Raw genomic sequence first — 6,138 nt, 5'->3', positions numbered from 1 at the left:
CCCTCGACGGCGTCGACGTGCGTAACATGAGTCTTTCAGAGCTGCGCCGCCGCATCGGCTACGTGCCGCAGCAGGGCATGCTCTTCTCCGGCACGGTAGAGAGCAACCTCAAGTTCGCCGGCGACTCCGTGACGGATGCCGACATGGAGCGCGCGGCCGGCATCGCCCAGGCGAGCGACTTCGTCGCCGAACGCGAGGGCGGCTACGCCTCCGACATCAGCCAGGGAGGATCCAACGTCTCGGGCGGGCAGCGACAGCGCTTCGCCATCGCACGCGCCCTCGCCAAGAGACCCGAGGTCGTCGTGTTCGACGACTCGTTCTCCGCGCTCGACTACAAGACCGACGCTAAGTTGCGCGAGCAGCTGGCGGAGCACGAGAAGGGCAGCGCGGTGGTCGTCGTAGCCCAGCGCATCGCCACGATCATGCACGCGACCCAGATCGTCGTGCTCGACGAGGGCAAGGTCGTGGGGCAGGGCACGCACGAGGAACTGCTGCGCAGCTGCCCCGCGTACCTCGAGATTGCCCAGTCGCAGCTCTCGGCTGCCGAGCTGGGACTCACGCAAGACGAGATTGACCAGGTCATGAAGGGGGGCGAGCGATAATGACGCAGAGCAACGCTAACCAGCGCGGGCCCATGGGCAAACGCGCGGCCAATTATGGCGGCGGGCGCTCGGTCGAGAAGGCCAAGGATTTCAAGGGCACCATGCTCAAGCTGCTCACCTACGTGGGCCAGCACAAGATCGCCGTCTTCCTCGGCGTCGCCTTCGCCATGTGCTCGGTCATCTTCAACATCGTCGGCCCCAAGGTCCTGGGCCAGGTCACCACGAAGCTCTACGAGGGCCTCGTCGCCAAGGTGAGCGGCACGGGCTCGGTCGACTTCGACTGGATTGGCCGCACGCTGCTCATCCTGCTGGGGCTCTACCTCGCATCGTCTGCCTGCAACCTCATCCAGGGCTGGCTCATGACGGGCGTCACCCAGAGGATCTGCTACCGCATGCGTAGGCAGATCGCCGAGAAGATCGCCGTCGTGCCCATGAGTTACTTCAACGGCCACAGCAAGGGCGACGTGCTCTCTCGCATCACCAACGACGTCGACACCCTGGGCCAGTCGCTCAACCAGTCGATCACCCAGCTCATCACCTCCGTCACGCAGGTCATCGGCGTGCTCGTCATGATGCTGTCGATCTCGCTTCCGCTCACGGGCGTCACGGTGCTCACCCTGCCGGCCGCGGCGATTATCATGGTCGTCATGATCCACTTCTCGCAGCCCTACTTCCGCGAGCAGCAGCAGGTCCTCGGTGCCGTCAACGGCATCATCGAGGAGGACTTCGCCGGCCAGAACGTCATTCAGGTCTTCGACCGCGCCGACGCCGCCGTGGCCGAGTTCGACGAGAAGAACGACCGCCTGTTCATCTCGGGCTGGCGCTCGCAGTTCCTCTCGGGCGTGATGATGCCGCTCATGGGCCTCGTGGGCAACATGGGCTACGTGGGTGTGGTCGTCGTGGGCGCCCAGCTCGCGTTCACCGGCTCCGCTACCCCCGGCGACATCCAGAGCTTCATCCAGTACGTGCGCAACTTCACTCAGCCGGTGCAGCAGCTCGGCAACGTCTCGAACACCCTGCAGTCGATGGCCGCCGCCACCGAGCGCGTCTTCGAGTTCCTCGAGGCGCCCGAGGAGCAGCAGGCCGTCGAGGCCCAGGTGCCCGCCGTCCGCGACGGCCGCGTCGAGTTCAGCCACGTGCGCTTTGGCTACACGCCCGACAAGACGATCATCCACGACTTCACCTGCACGGCCGAGCCCGGCCAGACGGTGGCCATCGTGGGCCCTACGGGCGCGGGCAAGACCACGCTCATCAAGCTGCTCCAGCGCTTCTACGACATCGATGGGGGCTCGCTTAAGGTCGACGGCGTCGACGTGCGCGACTGGGGCCGCGCCGAGCTCCGCAGCCAGTTCGCGATGGTGCTACAAGACACGTGGCTGTTCAGCGGTACGATTCGCGAGAACATCCGCTACGGCAGGCCCGACGCCTCCGACGCCGAGGTCGAGGCCGCTGCCCGCGCCGCCCGCTGCGACCACTTCATCCACACGCTCGCCGGCGGCTACGACTTCGAGATTAACGAGGAGGGCACGAACCTCTCGCAGGGCCAGCGCCAGCTCGTCACAATCGCCCGCGCGTTTCTCGCCGACCGCCCCGCCCTCATCCTTGACGAGGCGACCTCAAACGTCGACACGCGCACCGAGGAGCTCATCCAGCGCGCGATGGACGCCCTCATGCAAGGCCGCACGAGCTTCGTCATCGCGCACCGCCTCTCCACGATCCGCAACGCAGACGTCATCCTCGTCCTGCGCGACGGCGACATCGTCGAGAAGGGCACCCACGAGGAGCTTCTCGCCAAGGGCGGCTTCTACGCCGAGCTCTACAACTCCCAGTTTGAGGAGGTGTAGGGAGTCTCAGTCAGATGCGAGGGCGCGCCCCTTTGATGCGCGCGTGCGTGGGGCGCGCGGCCGCGAGGCATCGTGGCGCCCCGAGTCGCCGTGCGCGGCTGCGCAACGAGCCCCAGGTGGTGCCGTGCAGCCAATGTGTGCGCGAATCGTGGCACGCTCAAGGGGTTTAGTTTTCTGTCATGATATGGTTAACTCGATGTAGGCCGAGGCGAAGGGGGCTCGGCATGCGTCTGAGTGGGGCGCGCTTCCGGCTTGTCCGGGGGCGCGCCTTTTCTCGTGCGTGTGGCACGGTCCGTGCGCGCCGCATTTTGTGACGTTTTGGGACTCATGGCCCGCGCCGCGGGCGGCGCCGCGTCCCCATAGCAGCGCTTATGGTAAGGTAATACGGATAGCGCCAATGGCGCGGCATCGCCGTGCCGCCCGAGGGTCCCGCAAGCGTCTACTGCGGGACATAGCACGAAAGGAGCCTGCGCATGCAGCCAGGTGAGGAGATCGGCAGCTTGGTCGACGAGCTCGAGCAGATGGTCACCGACGCAAAGAAGCCTCTCATGGGTGGCACAGGGACCAACCCCAAGATCATCGACGCCGAAGCCGTCTACGAGCTGATCGACGACATCCGCAATGCCTTCCCGCGCGAGTTTGAGGAGGCCCGCCGCGTCCTCAAGCAGGAGGACGAGATCCTCGCTCACGCGCACCAGACGGCAGACTCCATCGTGGCCGACGCACAGCAGCAGGCCATGATTCTCGCCGGCGACCAGGAGGTCGTGCGCCTCGCCAATCAGCAGGCCGAGGAGATCCGCGACCAGGCCTCCCAGTACGAGAGGGACCTGCGCTACCACATCAACGACTACGCCGAGGGTGTGCTCACCGGCATCTCCGACAATCTCAAGAGCGTCATCGGTCAGCTCGAGCGCAGCCGCCAGGCGCTTGACGACGGCTCGAACTCGCGCAGGTAGCAGGTGGCCATGGATTCCATCATCATCAAGGTCGACGAGCGTCTCGAGGGTGCCGGCAGCGTCCTGCCTATCTCGGGTCACATCGACCAGGACTCCTACTCGCTCGGCGACCACGACTTCGCGCTGCCGTCCGGCATCGACTACGACCTCGTGCTCACCAACGCCGGCGAGGGCATCCTGGCCTCCGGCATGGTGCGCGCCCACGTCGTGGGAACGTGCGACCGCTGCCTCGAGGACGCCGAGTTCGACATCGCCTCAGAGGTCGACGAGTACTTCCTGTTCGAGGCGCCCGCCGAGGAGGAGCTGAACGACGACGAGGACGAGGTCGACTTCTCGCTCGTGTCCGACGACGACACGATCGACCTGGCCGAGCCCATCTTCGCCGCTATCCTCATGGAGACGCCCTACGTGGTGCTGTGCCGCGAGGACTGCAAGGGCCTGTGCTCTCACTGCGGCGCCAACCTCAACGAAGGCGACTGCGGCTGCGCCGATAAGATGGAGTCGGTTGAGGCCGCCACCGGCCCCTTTGCCGCGCTCGCGGGGCTCAACTTCGACGACGAAGGCGAAGATTCTGCGCAGGAATAGCGAATTGCACCAAATCCTGTGGAGTGCTGGTGCCCTCGGCACCAAACGTGCTATAGTTCCAGTTTGTCTGTGAAAGACCGTCGCGCGTACTTGGCGGCGTGAGATTCGTAAGAGAGGTCAACAATGGCAGTACCCAAGCAGAAGAAGGGCCGCGGCGCGACCCACACCCGTCGCTCGGCCAACAGCAAGCTCAGCATGCCGGCCCGTTCCACGTGCCCTCAGTGCGGCGCTGTTAAGCTCCCGCACCGCGTGTGCCCGAGCTGTGGCTACTATAAGGGCCGCGAGGTCATCGTCACCGAGTAGCTGCCCAAATCCTAGAGTGGCCAGGAGGCCGGTCCCAGCGGGCCGGCCTCCTTTTTTGTCGCGGCCGGCACGTCCGGCGCAAGAGGGGAGAGTCACAGATGGTTCGAGTTGTGGTCGACGCCATGGGAGGCGACGAGGGGCCCAAGGCCGTGCTCGAGGGCATCGAGCGTGCGCTCGCGGCCGACGAGGACCTCACGGTCGTCGTCGCGGGCAACGAAGACGTCGTCGTGCCCTTCTGCGCCAAGCATGCCCGCACCGAGGCACTCGTGACCACCGAGGTCATCGAGATGGCCGAGCACCCCACGGCCGCCGTCCGCGCCAAGCGCGACTCCTCGATCGTTCGGGGCTGCCGCACCGTGCGCAAAGGCGACGCCGACGCGTTCTTCTCGCCCGGCTCCACGGGTGCCATCCTGGCTGCCGGCACGCTCGTCGTGGGCCGCGTCAAGGGCGTCGCCCGCGCGGCGCTCGCTACGGCCATGCCCGGCGTCAACGGCCACATGACGACCTTCCTCGACCTTGGCGCCAACGCCGATTGTACGCCCGAGATGATCGTGCAGTTCGCCCGCATGGGAACGGCCTACGCCCAGATCGTGCTGGGCGTCGACGACCCCACCGTGGGCCTGCTCAACAACGGCACCGAGGACACCAAGGGCTCCGAGGCCGCGCTCGCCCGCCACGAGGCGCTCGCCGCTGCCGAGGGCATCAACTTCAGCGGCAACTGCGAGGGCCGCGACATCCTCACCGGCCCCATCGATGTCATCGTGACCGATGGCTTCACGGGCAACGTCGCCCTCAAGACGGTCGAGGGCACGGCCAAGTTCATCGTGGCTGCCCTCAAGGTCGAGGCCGCCAAGAGCAAGAGGGTGGGCCTTGGCGCCCTCATGGTGAAGCCCGCGCTCAAGGGCGTGGCGGGCCTGCTGTCGGGTGACGCCTATGGCGGCGCGGCCTTGCTCGGCCTCAAGGCTCCGGTGCTCGTGGGCCACGGCGCCACCAACCCCGAGGCCATCATGAACGGCACCCTTACTGCGGCCCGCTGCGTGCGTCAGGACCTCTGCGGCAAGCTCGCCCAGGCCATCGCCTCGGCCAAGTAGGCGTGACAAAGGGGCCAGAGCCCTTTGTCATGTTTCCTGAAAATGAGGGACGGCCCTTCGCGCTCCGAGACCCAGACTCTTGCGTCTGTTCGTCCTCTTCCACTGGCCGCGCGGCGCTCGCGCAACGGTGCTGGTACGGGTACAATTGAAGTGTTTGCGGGCCGCCGTCGGGCGGCCTGCTCGTATCTGACACTTACCAACAGATTGGGGGCGCGCATGCCCCATAGCGCCGCAACCGAGCGGATTCGTCACATCGAGAAGATCTGCAACCACACCTTCCGCGACCGCGACCTCGTCACGGCCGCCATAACCCACCCCAGCGCCGTCGAGCACCTGCCCGTCTCGGCCTCCTACGAGCGCCTTGAGTTCCTGGGTGACTCGATCCTCGGCGCCATCGTCGCCACCGACCTCTTCGAGCGCTTCGGCGAGATGGACGAGGGCGAGCTCACCCGCCTCAAGATCTCGCTCGTCTCGGGCAAGACGCTCTCCATGGTCTCCGAGCAGCTGGGCATTGGCGAGTGCATCGTGTTCGGTGAGTCCGAGAAGGGCACGGGCGCGCGCGGCCTGCACTCCGCCCTCGAGAACGTCTACGAGTCGGTCGTGGGCGCCCTCTACCTCGACGGCGGCTACGACGTCACGCACGAGTTCGTCTCGCGCACGCTTGGTCCGCACATGTCGCCCGAGCTCGCCGAGCGCCCCGAGAACCCAAAGAGTCGCCTGCAGGAGATCACGCAGCGCGAGCTCCGCTGCGCACCCG

Annotated in this window: 7 protein-coding genes; all 7 read left to right on the top strand. The window is 66.3% G+C overall.

All coding sequences use genetic code 11. The features are described 5' to 3' along the window. Positions 1-17 precede the first annotated feature (17 nt). Complete coding sequence (locus AC1VTH_RS05840; protein ID WP_481335214.1) at positions 18-602, top strand: ATP-binding cassette domain-containing protein; 585 nt, start codon at positions 18-20, stop codon at positions 600-602. After that, positions 602-2,446: an ABC transporter ATP-binding protein gene (locus tag AC1VTH_RS05835; protein WP_481335212.1), complete on the top strand. Its 1,845-nt coding sequence runs from the start codon at positions 602-604 to the stop codon at positions 2,444-2,446. Before AC1VTH_RS05840 ends, AC1VTH_RS05835 begins: the two co-directional genes overlap by 1 nt. A 473-nt stretch (positions 2,447-2,919) precedes the next feature. Next, on the top strand, positions 2,920-3,402 hold the full coding sequence (locus AC1VTH_RS05830) for an ATP synthase subunit B family protein (RefSeq protein ID WP_293674016.1): 483 nt from the start codon (positions 2,920-2,922) through the stop codon (positions 3,400-3,402). 9 nt (positions 3,403-3,411) lie between these two features. Further along, a complete protein-coding gene (locus AC1VTH_RS05825; RefSeq protein ID WP_481335210.1) occupies positions 3,412-3,987 on the top strand; it encodes a YceD family protein in 576 nt (191 codons plus the stop codon). A 123-nt stretch (positions 3,988-4,110) separates the two neighbouring features. After that, positions 4,111-4,290 (top strand): 50S ribosomal protein L32, encoded by a 180-nt coding sequence (gene rpmF, locus AC1VTH_RS05820; protein WP_293674014.1) that lies wholly within the window; start codon positions 4,111-4,113, stop codon positions 4,288-4,290. 98 nt (positions 4,291-4,388) lie between these two features. Continuing rightward, positions 4,389-5,381: a phosphate acyltransferase PlsX gene (gene plsX, locus AC1VTH_RS05815; RefSeq protein ID WP_481335208.1), complete on the top strand. Its 993-nt coding sequence runs from the start codon at positions 4,389-4,391 to the stop codon at positions 5,379-5,381. A gap of 216 nt (positions 5,382-5,597) precedes the next feature. Further along, the coding region (locus AC1VTH_RS05810; RefSeq protein ID WP_481335206.1) for a ribonuclease III family protein at positions 5,598-6,138 on the top strand (541 nt) is incomplete at its 3' end.

Source organism: Parolsenella sp. (assembly GCF_982402205.1).
This window is presented reverse-complemented; position numbering and strand designations above follow the sequence as displayed.